This is a genomic window from Pseudonocardia sp. (genome assembly GCF_050250275.1).
GTDB lineage: Bacteria > Actinomycetota > Actinomycetes > Mycobacteriales > Pseudonocardiaceae > Pseudonocardia.
Window position 1 is genome coordinate 59,389 of record NZ_JBFWOY010000021.1, and the last position, 20,850, is coordinate 80,238.

Here is a 20,850-nt window from a genome sequence, read left to right on the forward strand (position 1 = left end):
TTCAGACTCCCTGGAAGTTCGGTGCGCGCTTCCCGGCGAACGCCGCGAGGCCCTCGCGGGCGTCGGGGTTGCCGGTGAGGTGCTCGACGACCGTGCGCTGTTCCGCCGCGAGCGCGTCGCGGTAGGGCACGGCCAGGCCGTCGAGGTACATGCGCTTCATGCCGACGAGCGCGGACGGGCTGTGCCGCAGAAGCCGTGCGACGATCCCGCCGACGGTCGGCTCCAGCTCGTCGGGCGCCACGCACCAGCCGACCAGCCCCATCGCGGCCGCGGTCGCGCCGTCGACGATCTCACCGGTGTAGAGCAGCCGCCGTGCCAGCGCCGCGGGCAGCACCCGCGGCAGCCGCACGGACCCACCCGCCCCGGGGACCATCCCGTACTCCATGTGCCGGTCGCCGATCTTCGCCTCGGTGGAGGCGACGACGAGGTCGCACGCCAGCATCAGCTCGCACCCGCCGGCGACGCCGTAGCCGTCGACGATGCAGATCGACACGAACGGAGCCGCCTCGATCGCGTCGAGCGCCGCGCCGATCTGCGCGATGTAGCCGGCGACGGCGTCACGGTCGTCACCAAGCCCCAGCAGGTACGGCAGGTCGGCGCCCGCGGACAGGGCCCTGCCGCGGCCGCGGACCGTCGCGACCCGGCAGCCCGCGTCGGTCACCGCTGTCACCGCCTCGTGCAGTCCGTCGAGAAGCGAAGGGCTCATCGCGTTGTGCGCCTTCTCCCGGGTCAGCGTGATCGCGGCGGCGCCACCGTCGATCACCACCTCCACCGGGGCACTCATGCGTTCCTCCGCACCGTGATGCCCGCCTTCTCGCGGTCCCACAACTCGTCCCTGCCGTCCACCGCCGCCGCCTTCAACTTGAACTTCTCCACCTTCTGGCTGGGGGTCTTGGGCAGCTCGTCGATCAGCTGCCAGTACCGGGGCACCATGAAGTACGCCATGTTGTCGACGCAGTAGCCGACGAGCTCGGCGAAGTCGGGCGACGCCCCGTCGGCCGGCACGACGTAGACCATGACGTCGTCCTCCGACAGGTCCGACGGCACCGCGACGGCCGCCGCCTCGTGCACGTCGGGGTGCTTGCACAGGATGGTCTCCAGCTCGTAGGCGGAGATGTTCTCCCCGCGCCGGCGGATGACCTCCTTCTTGCGCTCCGAGAAGTACAGGTAGCCGTCCTCGTCGAGGCGGCCCCGGTCGCCGGTGAGGAACCACAGGTCGCGGATGGCGCCGACCGTGGCCTCGGGCATGTCGTGGTAGCCGAGCATGATCATGCCGGGACCGTTGGGGCGGATGCAGATCTCGCCGACCTCGCCGACGGGCAGGGGGACGCCGTCGTCGTCGGCGATCTGGACGGCCACGTGGTCGCGCACCCGCCCCGCCGACGCCGCCTTCTCCGGCGGGTCGTGCGGGCCCAGCACCGTCACCGCGCAGTTCTCCGTCATCGCGAACACCGAGGTGACGGTGATGCCGTAGCGCTGCCTGAAGCCGTCGACGAGCGGGCGCGTCGTCGGCACCACCATCGCGGTGCGGACCCGGTGGTCGCGGTCGGCCGGGCTCTCGGGGAGCTGCCAGATGATGTTGGCCATGGCGCCCAACGCGTTGAACTCCGTGGCCCCCGACTCCCGGATGTCGCGCCAGAACGAGCGCGCCGAGAAGCGCGGGGCCAGCGCGATGCACGAGTCGCCCCACAGCGCCGCGTACACCGAGTACCAGATCGCGTTGCCGTGGAAGAGCGGCAGACACGTGTAGAGCACGTCGTCGGGGCCGTACTCGCAGTGGCGCGCCATCACCTCGCCGACGGCGTGGCCCTGCGAGTGCGGCGAGACCACGCCCTTCGACGGGCCCGTCGTCCCGGAGGTGTACATGATCAGCATCGGGTCCGACGGCATGATCTCGACGTCCGGCAGCTCGCCTCCGGTGGCGGCGACGTCGGCGAGCGCGTGGTCTCCCCCGTGACCCTGCACGATCGTCCGCGCTCCGGTCTCCTTCAGGGCACGTTCGAGCGTCGGCAGGAAGCCCTCCTCGGCGACGACCCACTCCGAGCCCGACTGCCGCAGGTAGTACTCCAGCTGGTCGCCCTTCGCCGCGGTGTTGAGCGGCACCGCGACCGCGCCCAGCTTGCCCAGCCCCCAGCACGTCCAGAGGAACTCCGGGCAGTTGCCGACCATCACCGCCACCGTCGTGCCCTTGCCGATGCCGAGCGCGGCGAACCCGCGCGCGTAGTCGTCGGTGAGCCGATGGGCGTCGGCGTAGCTGGTGTCGGCCCACTCGCCGTCATCGCCACGGACCCGCAGGAACGGACGGTCCCCGACGCGCTGCGCCTTCTCCGCCAGCACCTGCCCGATCGTGCGTTCCTCGCGTGCATAGACGTGCATCCCGCTCAGCCCTCCGGCTTCCGGGCCACCAGGGCCTTCAGGTCGGCGACGAGGCGCGGCTCGTCGCGGTGGTTGAGCACCACGAACCGGTACGTGACGACGCCGTCGCCGTCGGGGCGCGCCGCCACGTCGAGCACCTCGGTCTCGACGCGGACGGTGTCGCCGATGACGGTCGGTGCCACGAACCGCAGCGTGTCCAGCCCGTAGAAGGCCTTCATCGCCGGCGGCCAGAACTCGACCAGACCCAGCCCGAACGAGATGACCAGGGCGCCGTGCGCGATGCGCTGACCGAACCGCGGGTCCGCCGCCGCGTACTCCTTGTCGGTGTGGATCGGGTGCCAGTCACCGGTGATCATCGCGAACTGCACGAGATCGGTCTCGGTGATCGTCCGGCTCCGCGACACCGAGGTGTCGCCGACACGGATGTCGTCCAGGTAGGTCGTGATCACTCGGCTCTCATCCCTGCTGTTTCTCGAGGTCGGTCACGACGACCGACGCGTCGTCCAGGTCGGCGCTGCCGCGGGCGATGGTCTTCGCGCTGATCGCCCACACACAGACCAGGGAGATCAGCGACATCACGCAGACGTAGACGGCCACCGAGATCACCGTGCCCGTGGCCCTCACCAGCGCCGCGGCGATGATCGGCGCCAGCGCACCACCGAGGAGCACACCGATCTGGAAGCTCGTCGACGCCGCGCTGAAGCGGACCCGGGCATCGAACATCTCGACGATGTAGGTGGCCTGCGGGCCGTAGGAGATGCTGAAGAAGACCGCACCCACCAGGTACGCCGCGATCAGCAGCCCCAGGTTGCCGCTGTCGACGGCGAGCATCGTCGGATAGATCCAGATCGCCATCGCGGCCAGGCCGGTCAGGATCATCCGCTTGCGGCCGAAGCGCTCCGACATCGCCCCGAACACCGGCAGCGCCGCCGCCGCGACCCCCGCGGAGATGAGGATCGCGACCAGCATCTCGTTGCGCGAGAACGTCTTCGCCGAAGGCCCGTAGCTCAGCGCGTAGGTGTTGACGACGTAGAAGTACGAGCCCGTGCTGACGATCGAGCCGATGGCCAGCAGGATCTGCAGCGGATACGCCTTGATCGCGAGCCACAGCGGCACCCGCGCCGCCGAGCGCGTCTCGCGGACCTTCTCGAACACCGGCGTCTCGGTGAGCTTGAGCCGGATGAACAGCCCGATGCCGACGAGCACGATGCTGATCAGGAACGGGATCCGCCAGCCCCAGCTGCGGAACTGCTCGTCGGGCAGGCCGCTGACCGCGAGGAACGCGAGCGTCGAGAGCAACAGGCCGGCCGGGACGCCGATCTGCGGGAGGCTGCCGTAGAGCCCGCGTCGGCCCTTCGACGAGTACTCGACGGCCGTCAGCACCGCGCCGCCCCACTCGCCACCGACGCCGAAGCCCTGGAACAGCCGCAGCACCACCAGCAGGATCGGCGCCCAGATGCCGATGGACGCGTACGTCGGCAGCAGGCCGATCAGGAACGTCGCGACGCCCATCATCGTCAGCGACATCACCAGCACCTTCTTGCGGCCGATCCGGTCGCCGAAGTGCCCGAAGATGATGCCGCCCAACGGGCGTGCACCGAACCCGATCGCGAACGTCGAGAACGCGAGCAGTGTGCCCGCGAGGGGGTCGACGTTCGGGAAGTACAGCGGCGCGAAGACCAGGGCGGCCGCCGCGCCGTAGAGCTGGAAGTCGTACCACTCGATCGTCGTGCCGATGAGCACCGACGCCGCGACCCGGCGCATCGGTGGCCGCTGCTGTGTCCTTGCCGGTGTCCCCGGCGGTGTCGGTGCTGCAGGCGTCGCCATGTCGTCTCCTCGTCGGACCTCGCGTCCGCCTGGTGGGGCGGCCGCGGACTTCGTCGTCGTCGTCCTCGGTTCGGGACCGGCGCGGGGGCCACATGGCAGGAGCGGCCCCTCGCGGGCCCGGCGACTGGCCTCGCCGCAGGGCCTCGTGCTGCTCGCCCTGAATTAACGTTCATTCAGGGACGGATTCACGATAATGTGAGCGTGTGACGCGGTCAACGCCCGTCTCGTCGCAGACGGTCCAGCACGCGGCGCGCGACCTGTTCGCCGCCCAGGGTTACCGCGGCACGTCCATGAAGGACATCGCGCAGGTCCTCGGCGTCTCCGCACCCAACCTCTACAACCACGTCCCGTCGAAGCAGGACCTGCTGTTCTCGATCATGGACGTCGCGATGGACCGCGCCCTCGACGCGCTCGCCGCCGCCCTCACCGGCGTCACCGACGTCGCCGACCAGCTCCGCGCCGCCGCTGCCGCCACTGTCCTCGACTTCCTGGAGAACCCGGCCGAGGTCACGGTCTGCAACACCGAGATCCGTAGCCTCGTCGAGCCCTACCGCACCACGATCATCGGCAAGCGCGACGCCTACGGCGCCCGCATCCGCGGGATCGTCGAACGCGGCTGCGCCGAAGGCCGCTTCCACGTCGCCGACCCCCGCACCGCCAGCTACCTCATCCTCGAGATGGGTAACAGCGCCAAGGCCTGGTTCCGCCCCGCCGGCACCTACACCGCACGCCAGGTCGCCGACCAGTACGCCGACTACGCCCTCCGGATCGTCGGGTCCGGCAGCGCGACCGCCGTTGACGTGTGACGACGACCACTGCTAGCGTCGTTCGTCTGAATTAACGATCATTCAGCCGCGACGTGCTCCGCCCTGTTCTCGAATGCGGCACGCTCGCCCTCCGGACGCCCTCGCCGGGCGCTCCGCCGGCCTGTACCGGGCACGCCGCCCGCACGACTCGCCGACAGCACGCATCCTCCACCGCCGTCGGCCCGTAGGAGCACCCACATGCCATTCGTCCCTGCCACGGACGGGGTCCTGCTGCACTACAGCAGCACGGGCACCGGCCGCCCGATCGTCCTGATCCACGGATGGACGATGAACGGCCGGTTCTTCGACCGCAACGTCGCGCACCTCGCACGAGACCACCGCGTGGTCACGATCGACATGCGCGGTCACGGACGGTCGGGCCGCGACCTGGTCCACCTGACGATGGAACAGCTCGGCCAGGACGTCGAGACCGTCATGGACCACCTCGACCTGCACGACGTCGTCCTCGGCGGCTGGTCCATGGGAATGGCTGTGGTCTACAACTACCTCGATCTCTTCGGGACGGCCCGGCTCTCCGCGGTCGTCGACATCGACATGACGCCGTACCTGTTCGCCGAGACCGGCTGGGAGCACGGGGTCTTCGGGAACCTCGACCCCGCCGCCTCGCTCGCCGTGCAACGGCAGATGGTCAAGGACCGGATCGGCCTGTGCGAGACGCTGATCCCCGCGATGTTCGCCGACGGCGCCGAGATCGACCCCACGACGCTGCAGTGGTGGAAGGACGAGTCGACGACGGTCCCCGACCTCACCGCGCTCGCGCTGTGGGTGTCGTTCTCCAGCCAGGACTGGCGGCCACTGCTGCCCCGCATCGACGTCCCCGTGCTGCTCGCACACGGTGCCCGCAGCCAGATCTACCCGACGAAGGTCTGGGAAGCGCTCGCCGCCGCGATTCCGACGACGTCGACCGTGATCTTCGAGAACAGCGGACACTCGCCGTTCTGGGAGGAACCCGACCGGTTCAACAGCGAACTCGCGGCCTTCGTCGGGAGGCTCTGAGTCCCGGGACCGGGCCGCACATGAAGCCGCCCGGGGCTCCTGCGGGGGAGCCGCCGGGCGGCGGTGCGGGGCCGTCGGGGGCCGGCCCTCTGTGGTCTGCCGGGCGGTCAGGCGGGCGGGACCTCGAAGGCCGCGAGCACCGACTGCACCAGGACCCGGACGCCGACGGGCAGGGCACGCTCGTCGAGGTCGAAGGTGGGCTGGTGGATGTCGCGCATCGGGCCGTGGCCGGGCCACACGCCGAGCCGGGCCATGGACCCCGGCGCCTCTTCGAGGTACCAGGCGAAGTCTTCGCCACCGGAGGACTGCTCGGTGGTGGCCGCCGCCTCCGGGCCTACGGCCGCGATCGCGGCCCCGCGCAGGATGCCGGCACTCACGGCCTCGTTGACCACCGGCGGGACGCCGCGGATGTGATCGAGGACGTAGCCGACACCGGTGGGGGCCAGCACCGACGCGACGAGCGTGCGCAGCTTGGCCTCGACCTCGTTCCACGTGGCGTGGTCGGCGGTGCGCAGGGTGCCACGCAGCACTCCGCTGCGGGGGATGGCGTTGGCGGCGTGGCCGGCCTCGACGGCACCCCACACGAGCACCGTTCCCGAACGCGGATCGACCTGGCGGGTGAGCAGCAGGGGGAGCTGGGTGATGAGCAGGCCCATGGCCTGCACCAGGTCGGCCGTCAGGTGGGGGCGCGCCGTGTGACCGCCGGGCGAGGTCAGCCGGATCTCGATGAGGTCGCACGCCGAGGTGATGGGGCCGACGCGGGTGCCGACCTTGCCGACCTCGAGCTGCGGGTCGCAGTGCAGCGCGAAGATGCGCTCGACGCCTTCCATCGCGCCGTCGGCGACCATGTCGAGCGCGCCGCCGGGCTGGACCTCCTCGGCGTGCTGGAAGATCAGCCGCACCCGGCCGGGCAGCGAGGGCGCGGACGCGAGCGCGAGCCCGGCGCCGAGCACCATCGCGGTGTGCGCGTCGTGTCCGCAGGCGTGCATGGTGCCCGGGACGGTCGACGCGAACGGCAGGCCGGTGTCCTCCTGCAGCGGGAGCGCGTCGAGGTCGGCGCGCAGGGCGACGCAGCGCTCGCCGTAGCCGATGTCGCAGACGAGGCCCGTGCCGCCGGGGAGCGTGCGCGGCTCGAGCCCCGCGGCCATGAGCCTGCGGGCGACCATCTCGGTGGAGCGGCGCTCGGCGCGCCCGAGCTCCGGCAGGGAGTGCAGGGAGCGGCGCCAGGCGACGACGTCGCCGCGGCGCGCGTCGAGCCACGAGTCGAGCCAGTCCGGTCCCGTGCCGGCTCCGAGGTCGGTCACCGGGAGGTCACCGAGCGCCGCGAGTCCGGCGTCCGCCTCCAGCAGCGTCACGCCTCATCACCGTCCCTCGGGTCCGTGTGCGCCCCGTGCGGGGCTGCAGCCGTGTGAACCATCGACTCATAGTCCTCACCCGGTCGGCGGTTCACCAACGACAAGTCGGCACGATGCGGATATGCGCGGCGAGGGGTCGCCGGTCTGCTGCGGACGGGCGAAGGGTCGCCGCTCGGCGACGCGGAAGCCCCGGATCGAGGTGGGCACCCTCACCCACCACTACATCTGCGCCGCTCACCGCGCTGCGACCGCCGCGCTGACAGTTCGTCGCACCACAGTGACCGGCCGACTGTTCGACGACCGGTGCGCCGGACGGATCCTCAGCTGACCGTCAGCCGGCGGTCACCGTCCGTCATCGCCCGCGCGACCGATCGGGGGTTGCCCGTCCGGGGTCGGCGGGGTGCGGCGACAATGGGCGGGTGTCGAGCCCCCGAGACGACGGCGAACGTCGCGTAGGCGGCCGCTACACCTTGTCCGCGCAGCTCGGCAGCGGCGCGATGGGCACCGTGTGGCGCGGCTACGACGAGGTGCTGCGCCGCGCCGTCGCGATCAAGGAGCTCAAGGTCCCGCTCGGCATCCCGGAGCGGGAGGCGCTCGCGATGCGCGAGCGGATGCTGCGCGAGGCGCGCGCCCTGGGCGGGCTGTCGAACCCGCACATCATCACCGTCTACGACGTCGTCGACGTCGACGGTGCCCCGCTCGTCGTGCTGGAGATGCTGCCGTCGCGCAACCTGGCGACGATGATCGGCGACCAGGGCAGGCTCAACGCGCAGCAGGCGGCGGTGGTCGGCTACGCCACGGCGGGCGCGCTGCGGGCGGCGCACCGGGCGGGCATCACGCACCGCGACGTCAAGCCCGGCAACGTGCTGGTCGCCGACGACGGCCGGGTCAAGCTCACCGACTTCGGCATCGCGCGCAACTCCGCGGACGCGCCGATGACCACCGCCGGGCTGGTCCTCGGCTCCCCCGCCTACATCGCGCCGGAGGTGGCCGCGGGTGCGGCCGTCACGCCGGCGGCCGACCTGTGGGGCCTGGGCGCGACGCTGTTCGCCTCCATCGAGGGCCGCCCGCCCTACGACGTGCGGGGCGATCCCGTCTCGACGATCACCGAGGTCGTCGACGGCGACGTGCCGCGGCCGCGCGACGCCGGCCCGGTGTCGGAGGTCATCGCGGCCCTCATGGTCAAGGACCCGTTGCAGCGCATGCCGCTCGACGAGGTCCGCAACCGGTTGCGCCCGCTCATCCCGGACCCGGACGACCCGCTGTACCCGGGTTCGCCCGACTCGCCGACAGTGGCCGCGACGCCCGCGCACATCCGCCCGGAACCGCAGCCGCCCCCACCGGACCCCGCCCCGTCGACGGGGGTGCCGCTGCCGCGCCCACGGGTGTCGGCGTCCGGCCCGATCCCGGCCGGTGGTTCCACGCCGCTCGCCGCGGCGCCCGGCAGCTTCCCCGGCCTGCGGGTGCCGCAGGAGTCGGGCACCTTCACCCGGCAGGGCGCGGTCGACGGGACGGGCCACACCCTTCCCCCTCCCCCTCCCCCGCCGCCCCGGCCGGTCGCGGTCGCCACGACCGGCGCACAGGCATCCCGCAGACAGCCGCCCGCGGTCGCCACCACACGTGAGATGCCGAGCTGGTGGGCGGCGCCGCTGGTCGTCGCCGGCGCGATCGTGGTGCTGCTGGGCGCGGCAGGTGGCTGGGCGGCGACGCGGGCGATCGCGGGCCAGTCACCGATGTCGACGGTGACGGTCACGACGGACCGGGCGCCGATGGTGTCGCACGCCGATCCGCTGGGCTTCTCCGTCGACGTCCCGGAGACGTGGGCGCAGTACCGCTACGACGCGGCCGGGACGACCGGGGTGCGCTTCGTCAGCCCGGACGGCTCGGAGGAGCTGTCGGTGCAGCGCGGCGCATCCGTCGACGCCGCACTGGGCAGGCTCACCGCCGACGGGCTGGGGGTGGACAGCGTGAGCGTCGACCCGGCCGCGCCGGCCGCCGGGGCGACCGCCGGCGCGCAGCAGACGGTGTACCGCACGACGTCGGGCTCGCTGGACCGCACGACGTGGCTGCGGATCGTGCCGGGCGCCGGGGGTGTGTGGGAGCTGCGGCTGACCGTCCCGGGCGACACCGCGGAGCCGAGGTCGGCCGATCTGTTCACGGCCATCGCGCGCGGCTTCACCGTCACCGGCGCCTGACCCCGCGTCGGCGCCGCGCTGATCTACCCTGCCCGCATGAGCACTCCCGGCGACCCCGCCGCCCTGGCCGACGCGGCGGCGGCGGCGCTGCGGGCGGCGACCGGGGCCGACCACCACGACGTCGTGCTCGTCCTCGGGTCGGGCTGGCGGCCCGCGGCCGATCTGATCGGTCCCGCCCGCGCCGAGGTCGCGATGGCCGACCTGCCGGGTTTCGTGCCGCCGACGGCGGCCGGGCACGTCGGGACGATCCGGTCGGTCGACGTCGACGGGCGCCGCGCGCTGGTCGTGCTGGGCCGCACGCACCTGTACGAGGGCCACGGGGTGGACGCCGTCGTGCACGGGGTGCGCACCGCGGTCGCCGCGGGATGCCGCACGGTGCTGCTCACCAACGCGGCGGGCGGCATCCGGGAGGGCCTCGCGGTCGGCGAGGCCGTGATCGTGTCCGACCACCTGAACATGACGGCCCGGTCGCCCCTGGTCGGACCCCGTTTCGTCGACCTGACGACGTTGTACTCCCCGCGGTTGCGCGCGCTGGCCCGGGCGGTGGCACCGGGGGTGAGCGAGGGCGTCTACGCAGGGCTGCCGGGGCCGCACTTCGAGACGCCCGCCGAGATCCGCATGCTCCGCACGATCGGCGCCGACCTCGTCGGGATGTCGACGGTGCTCGAGGCCGTCGCCGCCACCGCGGAGGGGGCGGAGGTCTTCGCGCTATCGCTGGTGACGAACCTGGCCGCGGGGATGACCGGGCAGCCGTTGGACCACGAGGAGGTCCTGGCCGCCGGTGCCGCGGCCGCGCTGCGGACGGGACCGCTGCTGCGCGAGCTGATCGCCCGGTCATGAGCCCGTCGTGACGCCGCGGGCGGTGCGCACCGCGGCGATGCGCTGGATCGCCGACGACCCCGACCCCGCCACCCGCGCCGAGCTGCAGCGGATCGTCGCGGACGCGCTGGCCGGGACACCGGGTGCCGACGACGAGCTGGCCGACCGGATGCGGGCACCGCTGCGGTTCGGCACCGCGGGGCTGCGCGGTCCGGTGCGTGCCGGGCCCGCGGGAATGAACGTGGCCGTCGTCCGCCGGACCACGGCCGCGCTGGCGCAGTGGTTGCGCCGCAACGGGCACGCCGGTGCCACGGTCGTCGTCGGGCGGGACGCGCGGCACGGCTCACCCGCGTTCGCCGCCGCGGCGGCGGGTGTGCTCGGCGCGGCGGGTTTCGACGCGGTCACGCTTCCCGGGGCGAGCCCCACCCCGCTGCTGGCGTTCGCCGTCCGGCACCTGGGCGCCGTGGCCGGGGTGCAGGTGACGGCGTCGCACAACCCGGCGTCGGACAACGGGTACAAGGTCTACCTCGGCGACGGCGCGCAGCTCGTCCCACCCGTCGACGCGGAGATCGAGGACACGGCCGAGCAGGTGGGCGCGGCGGTCGCGATCCCCGCCGACGGCCCGGTCCGGACGGCGGACCCGCTGCCGTCCTATCTCGAACGGGTCGCCGCGCTGCCGCGGGGGCGGTCCCGTGCGCTGCGGATCGCGCTCACGCCGCTGCACGGCGTGGGCGGGGCGGCGGCGGTGCAGGCGTTGGCGCTGGCGGGGTTCACCGACGTGCACGTCGTCTCCGCGCAGGCCGTGCCCGACCCCGACTTCCCCACGGTCTCCTCCCCCAACCCCGAGCACCTGGGCACGACCGACGCCCTCCTCGCGCTGGCCTCCTCGGTGGACGCCGACCTCGCCGTCGCGCTCGACCCGGACGCCGACCGGTGCGCGCTCGGCGTCCCCGGCGCGGACGGCTGGCGGATGCTCACCGGCGACGACACGGGTGTGCTGCTCGGCGACCACCTGCTCCGCGCCGGGACGCACCCGGACCCGCTCGTCGCGACGACCGTCGTGTCGTCGTCGATGCTGCGGGCGGTGGCGGCCTCGCACGGCGCCCGGTCCGCCGAGACGCTCACCGGGTTCAAGTGGATCGTCCGGGCCGGTGCGGGGCTCGTCTACGGCTACGAGGAAGCGTTGGGGTACTGCGTCGACCCGGACGCGGTGCGGGACAAGGACGGGATCGCCGCGGCCGTCGTCGCCGCCGACCTGGCCGCGACGCTGCGCGCGGGCGGGTCGTCGCTGGCCGCCCGCCTCGACGAGCTGGCCGCCGCCCACGGCGTGCACGCCACCGCGCAGCTGACGGTCCCGTTCGACGGCGCCGGCCTGCCCACGGTGTTCGGCGCGCCACCGGCGGGCTGGGACGTCGCGCGGCCCGCACCCGACGTCCTGGTGCTGCGGCGCGACAGCGTGCGCGTCGTCGTGCGGCCCTCGGGGACCGAGCCGATCCTCAAGACCTACCTGGAGGTCGTGGAGCCACCGGACACCGACGTCGCCACGGCCCGGACCCGCGCCGCGCAGCGCATGACGGCGCTGGCCGCCGAGGTTCGTGAGTGGTGACGGCCGCTGTGGCGACCGGGCCGCTCACCGGGGTCGGGCGGCTGCGCGGGTGTCGAGCCACTGCCGGATCTCCCCGTCGAGCAATGCGGCGATCTTGACGTAGCCCGACGTGTTGGGGTGCAGGCCGTCGTAGAGCTGGCCGGGCGCGAGCAGCGTCGAGGTGTCGAGGAAGTCGACCGAGTACCCCTGCATCCGGTACTTCCCCACGATCACCGGCGTCAACGCGGCCAGCTGGTCGCGCGCGACCCGGGCCCTGGGCAGCGGCGCCCACACCCCGGCGACGACGACGTGTGCCTTCGGTGCGGCCGCGAGGATCGTGGCGAGGACGGCATCGAGGCGGCGGGCCGTGACGTCGCCCGCGACCCCGCGGCCGAGGTCGTTGGTCCCCGCGTGCAGGATGACGACGTCGGGCCGCGCGGCCCGCACCCAGCCGTCGACCTTCGGCGCCATCATCGCCAGCGTCCAGCCGGAGTGGCCCTCGTTGTCCCTGTCGGGCAGCGATGCGGGGCCCGAGCGCAGCGAGCCCACGTAGTCGACGTTGACGGCGTCGCGCTGCAGCATCCGGTACAGCGGGCCGCGGTAGCCGGCCGTCGACGGGCTGCCGATGCCCTCGGTGCTCGACGCCCCCAACGGCATCACCCGCAGCGACACGACCGGTTTGGCCGCGGCGACCCGGACCTCGGCGGGTTCGTCGCCGGAACGGTCCGCGGGAAGCACGATCCCCAGCACCAGAACGGCGATGAGCGCGAGCACCAGCCGGACCCTGTTCCTGACCGTCACCGCTTCCCCCGATCGCGGCAGCCGTCGCCCGGCTCCCGCAGGATCTCGTGCCCGGGACCGCCGACGTTACCTGCAGGTCACGGCGGGGTCCACGGCCACGACGAGCGGGGCGAAACGGCGTTGCGTAGCCTGCCTGGATGCCGCGTCCGAAGGTGCACGACGAGGCGCTCCGCGCCCGGCTGCTCGAACAGGCGGGCGAGACCCTGTCGACGCAGGGCCTCGACGCGCTGAGCCTGCGCAAGCTGGCCGCCGACGCGGACACCTCCACCACGGCCGTCTACGCGCTGTTCGGGGGGAAGCCCGCACTGCTCGCGGCGCTCGTCGACGAGGCGTTCCGCCGGCTCGCCGCCCACCTGGAACGGGTGCGCACCACCGACGACCCGGTGGAGGACCTCGTCGCCCTCGGCCTGGCCTACCGCGACAGCGCGCTGGCCGACCCGCACCTGCACGACGTCATGTTCGGCGGTGCGGCCCGCGAGGGCGACCCGCCGGCGGCGGCGTTCGCGCCCCTGCGCCGGGCCGCCGACCGGGCCGCCGCCGAGGGCCGGCTGCGGGCGGGGGTGCGGCCCGAGACCGTGACGCTCGGCGTGTGGGCCACCCTGCACGGCCTCACCGCGGCCGAGCTGCGCGGCGTCGGGCCGGGCTGCGCCGACGACGTGAAGGTCGTCTTCGAGACGGTGCTGCGCGCGACCGTCGCCGCCTGGGCGACCTGACCCGCCCCGGCCTCAGCCCGTCCCGAACTGGCGGTCCCCCGCGTCGCCGAGGCCGGGGACGATGAACGCGTCGTCGTTCAGCTGTTCGTCGACGAAGCCGATGACCAGCCGGATCGACGGGGCCTCGGCCTCGAGCCGGGCCACCCCCTCCGGCGCCGCCAGCACGCAGACGACCGTGACGTCGGTGGCGCCCCGGTCGGCGAGCAGGCCCAGGACGTGGACGAGCGAGCCGCCCGTCGCGAGCATCGGGTCGAGGACCAGGACCGGGGTCCCCGCGAGCGTGTCGGGCAGCGACGTCAGGTACGGCACCGGCTGGTGCGTCGCCTCGTCGCGGGCGACACCGACGTAGCCGGTGGCCGACTCCGGCAGCAACGTCCGCGCGGCCTCGGTCATCCCCAGCCCCGCACGCAGCACCGGCACGATCAACGGCGGCGCCGCGACCGCGTACCCCGTGGTCTGCGTGAGCGGCGTCGACACGGTGCCGGTGCGCAGCGCGACGTCGCGGGTGGCCTCGTAGACGAGCATCAGGGAGAGCTCGTGCAGGGCCGCGCGGAACGCGGCGTCGCCGGTGTCGCGGTCGCGCAGCACGGTGAGCCTGGCGGCGGCCAGCGGATGGTCGACGACCCGGACGTCCATGACCGCGGAGGTTAGCGGTCGAGCGACCGCACGAGATCCACGACGACCTCCGCCAGTGCCGGGCCGGCGTCCTCCTGCAGGAAGTGCCCGGCGCCGGTGATCGTCGGGTGCGCCCGGCCCGCGGCTCCGGGCATCGTCGCGCGCAGCACCGGTTCCATCGACGCGGTGATCGGGTCGCCGTCGCTGAAGGCGCACACGAACGGGACGTCGAGGGTCCGCAGCACGTCCCAGGCGGCGCGGTTCGCCGCGGTCGCGGGGTCGTCGGGCCGGGTGGGGACGATCAGCGGCATCGCCCGCGGCCCGGCGACGAAGGTCTGGTCGGGGAAGGGGGCGTCGTAGCCGGCGCGGACGTCGTCGGTGAACGGGGTGCGGCAGCCCGACTGCACGAGCCGTGCGACGTCGAGGCGCCCGGCCGCGCCCGCCTTCTCCACGGCCCGCCGGAACTGCCACCAGACCTCCGGCATGTCGTGCTCGCCCGTCGGCAGGCCGGTGTTGGCGGCGACGACGCCCGCGAACCGGCCCGGCTGCTCGGCCAGCAGCCGCAGCCCGATCAGGCCGCCCCAGTCCTGGCCGACGAGCGTCACCGCGTGCAGGTCGAGCACGTCGAAGGCCAGCGCGCGGACCCACTCGACGTGGCGGGCGAAGGAGTGGTCACCGATCTCGGTGGGCTTGTCGGAGCGGCCGAACCCGACGAGGTCCGGCGCGACCGCCCGCAGGCCCGCGGCCGCGAGCACCGGGATCATCGTCCGGTACAGGAACGACCAGCTCGGCTCGCCGTGCAGGAGCAGGACGACGGGCCCGTCGGTGGGGCCGTCCTCGACCCACGCCATCCGCAGGGAGCCGCCGTCGCCGGTGGGGACGTCGGCGTAGCGCGGCGGGTACGGGAAGGCGGGCAGGTCGGCGAAGCGGCCGTCGGGGGTGCGGAGGACTCGCATGCCCCGATCCTGCCCCCGCGACGGCGTTCCGGTCGCGCGCACCCGGCCGGTCCTCGACCCGGGCGGACCCGTGCGGGGCCTGCCGCGGACGGGCCGCCGGGCCGCTCCCGTGTCGTGGACGGTTCAAGCACCACGTGCGGTGATCACGAGGGCACCGCGTGGGTGGCGGCACGGTCTCGGCCGTCCCAGTGGCGGCGGGCCGGAGGAGCGCCGGGGGACACGCTCCGTCGCGGCCCGGCACGAGCGGGTCGTGACCGGCGCCACCAACGCGCACCGTGACCGAGTGTGCCGAGGATTTCCGCAGGATCCACCGTCGATTCCGGTTCGTGAGCACTGCGTCCCGAGTTCTGCACGATCCGTGTCCGACGCGGGGAATCACCTGACCCGAACGGGTGGTAAGCCCGGAACGATGTCACGTCCGAGCCTCCGCCGACGCTGTACTAGATGACTAGGAGGTGATCCGGTGCCGGAGAACACGACTTCTGACGAGGCGACGCTGGTCGCTGCGGCGGAGAAGCTCACGCAGTGCGACGGATATGTCGTGCTGGCCGTCGACCCGCAGACCGGCGAGGTCGACGCGCACGGCCCGTTCGACGGGCTGACCGCCACGATCAAGGCCGACCAGCTCCGCCGCGACTTCGACCGCGGCGGGCTCGAGGACGTGACCGTGGGCGTCGTCCGTCTGCACAGCTCGACCTGAGCGGTCCCCCCGACGGCTCGAACGGAGCCGCTGCACCCCGCTCCACCACCGGATCCGCACACGCGGGCCGCTCGGCGCACCACAGCCGCGCCGGGCGGCGGACCACCGGCCCCGTCGGGCCGGCCGTCCTACACTCGCCCGTGTGACCAGCACGGACTCCGCGCGACGGGCCCCGGTCCCGTCGCCGCTCCCGCGGACCGTGCCCCCGTCTCCCCTCCCGCGACACCGCGTCCCGCCGCAGACCCGCACCCGCGGACGGCGGTGACCGGTGCGCGCCGGCGACCCCACGACGACCGCGACGACGCGGCGACGGCGTCGGGTGCCCGTGCCCCGGCGGCTCGGCGCGGTCGTGGCGGGGCTCGGCGCCGTCGGCGTCGCCGCATGGGTGGCCGTGACGCGGTGGACCACCGTCGAGGCGGGCAACCCCGCCTACACGTGGCTGCTCGTCGCGCTCGCCGTCGCCGGCGTCGCGATGCTGGCGTGGTCGACGCGTGCCCGCACGCGCCGTGACCGCGGCGGCTGGAACCGTGCGGTGCGGGCGGTCCCGGCGATCGTGCTCGTCCTCGCGGCGGTCGCGGCCGGCTGGTTGCGCCCGTTCCCGGCGACCGCGCCCGACCCCGCCGCGGGGTCCGGCGCCGACCCGACCGTCACCGACCTGACCGTCACCGACCTGACCTCGACGATCGAGCTGCGCCCGCCGGGCCCGGCGGCGGGCACCGGGTTCGTCTTCTACCCGGGCGCCCGCGTCGATCCGCACGCGTACGTGGCGATCCTGCGGCCCGTCGCGGCGGCAGGGCATCTCGTCGTGATCGTGAAACCGCCGCTGGGGCTCGCGCTGCTGCAGCCGTCCCAGGCCGCGGCGGTCGTGGCGGCGCATCCCGGGATCGGGCGCTGGGTGGTCGGCGGACACTCCATGGGCGGGGTGGCCGCGGCCGGCTACGCCGCGGCGCCCGGGTCGCGTGCGGCCGGGCTCGTGCTGTGGGCGTCCTACCCGTCGGGGGACCTGTCGGGGCGCACCGACCTCGCCGTCACCTCGGTGTCCGGTACCGCCGACGGCCTCACCACCCCCGCCGACGTCGACGCGTCACGGGCGTCGCTGCCGCCGTCGACGCGGTTCGTCGCGGTGCCCGGCGCGGTGCACGCCGACTTCGGCGACTACGGCCCGCAGCCCGGCGACGGCGCCCCGGGCATCGACCACACCCAGGCCCAGGACCGCATCCGGGCCGCCACGCTCGCCGCGCTCGGCTGACGGAAAGGCTCTGATCAGCAGCGCCTCAGCCGTCGCGGCTATCCTCCGGCGCGTGGCAAGCGACATCGTCCCGATCCGGCTGTCCCTGACCGCGGGTGACCTCGTCACGCTGTGGGCCCCGCAATGGCGCGAGGACGGCGAGGAGTGGGAGGCGTTCCTCGGCGACGACGACAACCTCTTCGCGTTCCCGCAGGTCGCGCAGCTCGCCGCGTTCGTGCGCACCGCGCAGGGGCACGACCTCGTCGACCACCCGGCGTGGGGTGTCGTCCCCGAGCTGAGCGTGGCCGAGCTGACCCCCGAGGACACCCACGCCTACGACATCGTCGGCGTGCCGGAGATCGTCGCGCAGGAACCCGACACGTGGACCATCGGCGACCTCGCCGAGACGATCACGATGGTCACCTCGCTCGCCGACGTGTGCGGCCTGGACAAGGTCACCGCCGTCCTCGACTCCACCCCCGGCTTCGCGATGCTCCAGCAGGGCACGCTGCCCTTCACCGGCCGCGAGGGCGACCGGCTGTGGAACAGGCTCGTCGCCACCGTCGCCGACCGCTGGGACGAGGTCATCGACGCGCTCGACGCCCTCGTCGCCACCCCGGACGTCGACGCCGAGGCGCTCGCCGCCGCGACCGTCGAGGCGAAGCGGCTCGCCGAGCGCGAGGCCGAGGCGGTCGCGACGGTCCGCGCCGAGCACCCCGACGCGTCCGAGGACGACGAGGAGGAGCGCGAGCTCGAGGACGACGCCGTCGAGGACGCCGTCGAGGAGCAGGTCGCCGAGGACGAGGCCGAGCAGGACGACGAGCGGGAACCGACGTTCTGGGAGAGCGTGGGCATCGACCCGATCCGGATCGTCCTGGCCGACGCCGAGTACGTGACGCTGCGGTGCTACCTCGGCGACGAACCGGTGTTCCTCGGCACCGACGGGAAGATCGACGTATTCACGAGCGAACGGGCACTGGCCCGCCACCTCGCCGACGCCGACCGCGCCACCGACGGCAACGACCTCACCGCCGCCTCCACGTGGGACGAGGTCCTCGACAAGGCGTCCGTCGGCGAACTCGAGGTCACCGTCGACGAGCTCAACACCTACGTCCTGGCCGGGCTCGCCGACGACATCGCCGACGGCACCCTCACCGTCGACCCCACCCAGCTCGACCTGGCCGTGGAGCTGATGGTCGACATCGGCGACTGGGCGGGCGACGAGGTGCCGCGCGAGGAGCTCGCCGAGTCGGAGAGCCTCGGCTGGCTGGTGTCGTTCGTGATCCGCCCCGACCCGACACGGCTCGCGCCGAGCCCGCCGTTCGACACCGACGCCGCCACGTTCGCGGCGCTGGTCGAACGGGTGCGGGCGCGGCTGCGACCCGCCTGAGTCACGTCCGGAGGGCGGCGTACGCGGGCTTGACGACGTCGTTGATCAGGGCGAGGCGTTCGTCGAAACCGATGAACGCCGACTTCATGGCGTTGACGGTGAACCACTGCAGGTCCGCCCAGTCGTAGCCGAAGGTCTCCACGAGCGCGGCCAGCTCCGAGGTCATCGTGCACCCCGACATCAGCCGGTTGTCGGTGTTGACGGTGACCCGGAAGCGCAGCTTGGTGAGCAGGCCGATCGGGTGCTCGGCGATCGACTCCGCGGCGCCGGTCTGGATGTTCGACGTCGGGCACATCTCCAGCGGGATGCGCGTGTCCCGGACGAACGCGGCCAGCCGGCCCAGCGCGGGCAGCCCGTCATTGCCCAGCGAGATGTCGTCGACGATGCGCACCCCGTGCCCGAGGCGGTGCGCCCCGCACCACTGGATGGCCTCCCAGATCGACGGCAACCCGAACGCCTCGCCCGCATGGATCGTGACGTGCGCGTTCTGCTGGCGGACGTACTCGAACGCATCGAGGTGGCGGGTGGGCGGGAAGCCCTTCTCGGCGCCTGCGATGTCGAACCCGACCACGCCCGCGTCACGGTGGCGCACCGCGAGCTCGGCGATCTCCCGGGAGCGGGCGGCGTGGCGCATGGCGGTGAGCAGGCAGCCGACCCGGATCGGGCGGCCCGCCGCGGCGGCGCGCGCCGTGCCCGCAGCGAAGCCCTCCAGCACGTGGGTGACCACCTGGTCGAGGTCGAGCCCCCGCTCGGTGTGCAGCTCGGGGGCGAACCGGACCTCCGCGTAGACGACGCCGTCGGCCGCGAGGTCCTCCGCGCACTCGGCCGCGACGCGGTGCAGCGCCTCGGCCGTCTGCATCACCGCGACGGTGTGGCCGAACGTCTCCAGGTAGCGCTCCAACGAGCCGCTGTGAGCGGCGCCCAGGAACCATTCGGCGAGCTCGCCGGGATCGCGTGTCGGCAGCGACCGGTAGCCGACGGCATCGGACATCTCGACGATCGAGGATGGCCGCAAACCGCCATCCAGGTGATCGTGGAGCAGGACCTTGGGGGCGTTGCGGATGTTCTCCGGGCTCAGGGGCGCGGGCACGCGGCCACGCTATACCCCGGGACGCACACCCGGAACGGGAGAAGGGAGGCATCCGAATGGCCTATGGTGACTCCCCGTCGATCGATTCGCGCCTCTCGCTACTCTCTGTTCAGCTCCCCCATCCGGCTCAAAGGAAGCACCATCGATGAGCGATAACTCCACCCTGTCGTTCGACCGGATGCGCGGCATGCTCATGCGTGCTGCCGAGATCCGCGACAGCGAGCAGCAGCAGATCTTCGACTCCCTCGACGAGATCCACGCCCGCCTCACCGCGCTCGACGCGATCGGCACCGTACGCAAGCGCCTCACCGAGCTCCCCGACCGCACCGAGGTCAGCGTGCTGGCCGAACGGCTCGACGAGACCGTCGCCAAGCTCGACGCGCAGGACGCCGCCCTCGCCACCCTGGTCCGGGCGATCGAGTCGCTCCCCGACAAGCTCGCCAAGCCCTTCGCCCAGCTCGACGGCCGCCTCGACGGGATGGCCGGCCGCCTCGAAGGCGTCTCCGGCCGGATGGACGGCCTCGACGACCGCCTCGGCGGCCTGCACAAGCGCCTCGACGACCTCGACAACCGGCTCGACCGGCACGAGATGCGCCTCGACGCGATGCCCAACGCCGTCGCCACCCCGATCAAGGAGCGCGTCGACGGCGTCGAGCGCATGGTGCGCGAGCAGCTCGACGGCGCCCTGCGCTCCGTCGAGGAGAACAACGAGGGCGTCCGCAACCTGCTGGGCGACACCAGCGTCGGCCTGCACCGCCGCCTGGAGGACCTCGCCTCGCGGCCCCAGGTCGACCACACCCCGGCCCTCGACGGGCTCACCGCCCGCCTGGAGACCCTCGCGGAGCGCCTCGATGCCGTCGCCACCCGGATCGACACCGTCGAGGACGGGCTGACCGGCGCGCTCACCACGCTGGGCAGCGGCGTCGACGACAAGCTGGGCGCGCTCGAGTCGGCGCTCGGCGACCGTCCCGACACCGCCGCCGTCACCGAGCTGGTCGTGCACGCCAACAGCGAGTCCGAGCGCCGCAACGCCGGCCAGCTCGACGAGGCCATGGCCACCTTCGCCGAGCTCATCCTCGGCCGCGGCAGCTCCCAGATGCAGACGCCCCCGCCCCCGCCCCGGCCCACCGCCCGGCGCAACAACCACCGGGCCAAGGCCGCGGTGAAGTCGCCCAACGGCGCCTCGGCCGCCGACACGGTGACCGACGACCCGGACGACTGAGTCCCGGCAGCCCGTAACGACGGCCGGCATCCCCGAGGGGGTGCCGGCCGTCGGCGCACCCGGCCCCTCCCGGTGCGGCGCGCACCCGGCCGACGGACCGGGCGCAACCTCACCGCTGCATTCCGCGCCCCCGACGACCGTGAGGTTGCGCGCGG

The 20,850-nt window shown here is 73.5% G+C and carries 19 protein-coding genes; 10 read left to right on the plus strand and 9 right to left on the minus strand.

Annotated features, from left to right (window positions below):
• Position 1 precedes the first annotated feature (1 nt).
• The 4 genes from AB7F12_RS19445 to AB7F12_RS19460 are packed head-to-tail and all read right to left on the minus strand — an operon-like array spanning position 2 to position 4,203.
• On the minus strand, positions 2–784 hold the full coding sequence (locus AB7F12_RS19445) for an enoyl-CoA hydratase/isomerase family protein (RefSeq protein WP_428498359.1): 783 nt from the start codon (positions 782–784) through the stop codon (positions 2–4).
• Positions 781–2,376, minus strand: coding sequence for an AMP-binding protein (locus tag AB7F12_RS19450; RefSeq protein ID WP_428516722.1), 1,596 nt, complete (start codon positions 2,374–2,376; stop codon positions 781–783). The genes AB7F12_RS19445 and AB7F12_RS19450 overlap by 4 nt, the downstream gene beginning before the upstream one ends.
• A gap of 5 nt (positions 2,377–2,381) precedes the next feature.
• Entirely contained in the window at positions 2,382–2,825 is a 444-nt protein-coding gene (locus tag AB7F12_RS19455) for a MaoC/PaaZ C-terminal domain-containing protein (protein WP_428501691.1), read from the minus strand.
• Positions 2,826–2,832: 7 nt separating this feature from the next.
• Positions 2,833–4,203, minus strand: coding sequence for an MFS transporter (locus AB7F12_RS19460; protein WP_428501690.1), 1,371 nt, complete (start codon positions 4,201–4,203; stop codon positions 2,833–2,835).
• Positions 4,204–4,406: 203 nt separating this feature from the next.
• Between AB7F12_RS19460 and AB7F12_RS19465 the strand changes: the two genes are divergently transcribed.
• Positions 4,407–5,009, plus strand: coding sequence for a TetR/AcrR family transcriptional regulator (locus AB7F12_RS19465; protein ID WP_428501689.1), 603 nt, complete (start codon positions 4,407–4,409; stop codon positions 5,007–5,009).
• A gap of 198 nt (positions 5,010–5,207) precedes the next feature.
• On the plus strand, positions 5,208–6,026 hold the full coding sequence (locus tag AB7F12_RS19470; protein WP_428501688.1) for an alpha/beta fold hydrolase: 819 nt from the start codon (positions 5,208–5,210) through the stop codon (positions 6,024–6,026).
• Positions 6,027–6,133: 107 nt separating this feature from the next.
• On the opposite strand, the gene AB7F12_RS19475 is transcribed toward AB7F12_RS19470, so the two are convergent.
• On the minus strand, positions 6,134–7,381 hold the full coding sequence (locus AB7F12_RS19475) for an amidohydrolase (RefSeq protein ID WP_428501687.1): 1,248 nt from the start codon (positions 7,379–7,381) through the stop codon (positions 6,134–6,136).
• A 419-nt stretch (positions 7,382–7,800) separates the two neighbouring features.
• On the opposite strand from AB7F12_RS19475, the gene AB7F12_RS19480 reads away from it, so the two are divergent.
• The 3 genes from AB7F12_RS19480 to AB7F12_RS19490 are packed head-to-tail and all read left to right on the plus strand — an operon-like array spanning position 7,801 to position 12,001.
• Complete coding sequence (locus AB7F12_RS19480) at positions 7,801–9,576, plus strand: serine/threonine-protein kinase (protein WP_428501686.1); 1,776 nt, start codon at positions 7,801–7,803, stop codon at positions 9,574–9,576.
• Positions 9,577–9,612: 36 nt separating this feature from the next.
• Positions 9,613–10,416 carry a purine-nucleoside phosphorylase gene (locus AB7F12_RS19485; protein ID WP_428501685.1) on the plus strand — a complete coding sequence of 268 codons (804 nt, stop codon included), beginning with the start codon at positions 9,613–9,615 and terminating at the stop codon, positions 10,414–10,416.
• Positions 10,417–10,453: 37 nt separating this feature from the next.
• Positions 10,454–12,001 (plus strand): phospho-sugar mutase, encoded by a 1,548-nt coding sequence (locus AB7F12_RS19490; protein WP_428501693.1) that lies wholly within the window; start codon positions 10,454–10,456, stop codon positions 11,999–12,001.
• Positions 12,002–12,025: 24 nt separating this feature from the next.
• On the opposite strand, the gene AB7F12_RS19495 is transcribed toward AB7F12_RS19490, so the two are convergent.
• On the minus strand, positions 12,026–12,781 hold the full coding sequence (locus AB7F12_RS19495; protein WP_428501684.1) for a GDSL-type esterase/lipase family protein: 756 nt from the start codon (positions 12,779–12,781) through the stop codon (positions 12,026–12,028).
• A 137-nt stretch (positions 12,782–12,918) separates the two neighbouring features.
• Between AB7F12_RS19495 and AB7F12_RS19500 the strand changes: the two genes are divergently transcribed.
• Positions 12,919–13,494 carry a TetR/AcrR family transcriptional regulator gene (locus tag AB7F12_RS19500; RefSeq protein WP_428501683.1) on the plus strand — a complete coding sequence of 192 codons (576 nt, stop codon included), beginning with the start codon at positions 12,919–12,921 and terminating at the stop codon, positions 13,492–13,494.
• Between the two features lie 12 nt (positions 13,495–13,506).
• Here the strand turns inward: AB7F12_RS19500 and upp are convergent, their stop codons facing one another.
• Positions 13,507–14,130, minus strand: coding sequence for a uracil phosphoribosyltransferase (gene upp / locus AB7F12_RS19505; protein WP_428501682.1), 624 nt, complete (start codon positions 14,128–14,130; stop codon positions 13,507–13,509).
• 11 nt (positions 14,131–14,141) lie between these two features.
• The gene (locus tag AB7F12_RS19510) at positions 14,142–15,065 is read right to left on the minus strand and encodes a haloalkane dehalogenase (protein ID WP_428501681.1); all 924 of its coding nucleotides are present in this window, start codon (positions 15,063–15,065) and stop codon (positions 14,142–14,144) included.
• Between the two features lie 463 nt (positions 15,066–15,528).
• Here AB7F12_RS19510 and AB7F12_RS19515 point away from each other — a divergent pair, with 463 nt between their 5' ends.
• The 3 genes from AB7F12_RS19515 (at position 15,529) to AB7F12_RS19525 (ending at position 18,383) form a co-directional block, all read left to right on the plus strand.
• Positions 15,529–15,765: a hypothetical protein gene (locus tag AB7F12_RS19515; RefSeq protein WP_141279019.1), complete on the plus strand. Its 237-nt coding sequence runs from the start codon at positions 15,529–15,531 to the stop codon at positions 15,763–15,765.
• A gap of 319 nt (positions 15,766–16,084) precedes the next feature.
• Complete coding sequence (locus AB7F12_RS19520; RefSeq protein WP_428501680.1) at positions 16,085–17,014, plus strand: alpha/beta hydrolase; 930 nt, start codon at positions 16,085–16,087, stop codon at positions 17,012–17,014.
• Positions 17,015–17,066: 52 nt separating this feature from the next.
• On the plus strand, positions 17,067–18,383 hold the full coding sequence (locus tag AB7F12_RS19525; RefSeq protein ID WP_428501679.1) for a primosomal protein: 1,317 nt from the start codon (positions 17,067–17,069) through the stop codon (positions 18,381–18,383).
• 1 nt (position 18,384) lies between these two features.
• Here AB7F12_RS19525 and AB7F12_RS19530 read toward each other — a convergent pair whose 3' ends face one another.
• Positions 18,385–19,473: an adenosine deaminase gene (locus AB7F12_RS19530; RefSeq protein WP_428516720.1), complete on the minus strand. Its 1,089-nt coding sequence runs from the start codon at positions 19,471–19,473 to the stop codon at positions 18,385–18,387.
• Between the two features lie 145 nt (positions 19,474–19,618).
• Here AB7F12_RS19530 and AB7F12_RS19535 point away from each other — a divergent pair, with 145 nt between their 5' ends.
• On the plus strand, positions 19,619–20,695 hold the full coding sequence (locus AB7F12_RS19535) for a PA containing protein (protein ID WP_428502769.1): 1,077 nt from the start codon (positions 19,619–19,621) through the stop codon (positions 20,693–20,695).
• The last annotated feature ends 155 nt before the right edge of the window (positions 20,696–20,850 follow it).

Excerpts from the sequence above, each read along its gene's own strand:
- AB7F12_RS19445 (WP_428498359.1), bottom strand. The coding sequence starts at position 784 with ATGAGTGCCCCGGTGGAGGTGGTGATCGACGGTGGCGCCGCCGCGATC.
- AB7F12_RS19450 (WP_428516722.1), bottom strand. The coding sequence starts at position 2,376 with ATGCACGTCTATGCACGCGAGGAACGCACGATCGGGCAGGTGCTGGCG.
- AB7F12_RS19460 (WP_428501690.1), bottom strand. The coding sequence starts at position 4,203 with ATGGCGACGCCTGCAGCACCGACACCGCCGGGGACACCGGCAAGGACA.
- AB7F12_RS19470 (WP_428501688.1), top strand. The coding sequence starts at position 5,208 with ATGCCATTCGTCCCTGCCACGGACGGGGTCCTGCTGCACTACAGCAGC.
- AB7F12_RS19485 (WP_428501685.1), top strand. The coding sequence starts at position 9,613 with ATGAGCACTCCCGGCGACCCCGCCGCCCTGGCCGACGCGGCGGCGGCG.
- AB7F12_RS19490 (WP_428501693.1), top strand. The coding sequence starts at position 10,454 with ATGCGCTGGATCGCCGACGACCCCGACCCCGCCACCCGCGCCGAGCTG.
- AB7F12_RS19500 (WP_428501683.1), top strand. The coding sequence starts at position 12,919 with ATGCCGCGTCCGAAGGTGCACGACGAGGCGCTCCGCGCCCGGCTGCTC.
- upp (WP_428501682.1), bottom strand. The coding sequence starts at position 14,130 with ATGGACGTCCGGGTCGTCGACCATCCGCTGGCCGCCGCCAGGCTCACC.
- AB7F12_RS19510 (WP_428501681.1), bottom strand. The coding sequence starts at position 15,065 with ATGCGAGTCCTCCGCACCCCCGACGGCCGCTTCGCCGACCTGCCCGCC.
- AB7F12_RS19535 (WP_428502769.1), top strand. The coding sequence starts at position 19,619 with ATGAGCGATAACTCCACCCTGTCGTTCGACCGGATGCGCGGCATGCTC.